2 protein-coding genes are annotated in these 883 nt (G+C 40.0%); both read right to left on the minus strand.

The features are described from left to right. Window positions 1-627, minus strand: a 627-nt coding sequence (locus tag BFJ97_RS23315; protein ID WP_175401857.1) for an IS3 family transposase, incomplete at its 3' end; no start/stop codon positions are given. After that, the coding region (locus tag BFJ97_RS23320) for a transposase (protein WP_139114512.1) at window positions 612-883 on the minus strand (272 nt) is incomplete at its 5' end. The genes BFJ97_RS23320 and BFJ97_RS23315, both read right to left, overlap by 16 nt.

Here is an 883-nt window from a genome sequence, read left to right on the forward strand (position 1 = left end):
TTCACTTGTATATTGAGAGCCTAAATCAGTGTGTACAATTAGTCCTGGTGCTGGATTTTGCGCTGCTACTGCGTTATCAAGGGCTTCTAAAACTAGGTCAACCGTCATTTTACGACCAAATTTATACCCAATAATTTTCTTGGTGTGACAATCTAATACCGACGCCAAATAACACCAACCATCTTGTACTGTGTGGATATACGTAATATCTGCCAACCATTTTTCATTGATAGTTTCGATTGTAAAGTCTTGTCGCAACACGTTTTCACGCTCTTCCACGGGTTTCTGTGTTGGCGTCGGACGGTACTTTTTTGTGATGTTTGAACGAATGCCTGCATTTCTCATAACGCGTTGAACGCGATCAATACTACCTGTATAGCCCTCTTGTTTAAGGATTTGAAATATTTTCGGTGCACCATAACGACCGTCACTTTCCTTATGAATGACGCGAATGCGTGCGAGTAGCTTTTCATTGGCAGCATGATAGCTGTTCGGCTTTTTATGAAATGATTGATAATACGTACTTTTAGGCATCTTTAAAATGCGACACATCAATTGAACGGGTTGATGTTCGCTTTCTTTCGTAATGTGGTCGATTAGCTCTTGGTCATCTATTTTTTCGCGAATATGGTCATAGCCTTTTTTAGGATATCTACCTCTTGTTTTAAACGAAGATTTTCTTTCTGGATGGCGGCTATTTCAGCTGCAGTTAACTCCCCAGTTCCTTCAATTGGTGAATGGAGTTTAATCCATTTATAAATTGTGACTTCTGACACACCATATTCGCTAGCTAATTGATTGACCGGTGTACCCGAGCGATAAAGCTCGACTACTGTTTGTTTGAATTCTTTATTGTACTTTTTTTGACTCATGGTCGGACACG

It is taken from the genome of Lysinibacillus xylanilyticus (genome assembly GCF_001708185.1).
Taxonomy (GTDB): Bacteria; Bacillota; Bacilli; order Bacillales_A; family Planococcaceae; genus Lysinibacillus; species Lysinibacillus xylanilyticus_A.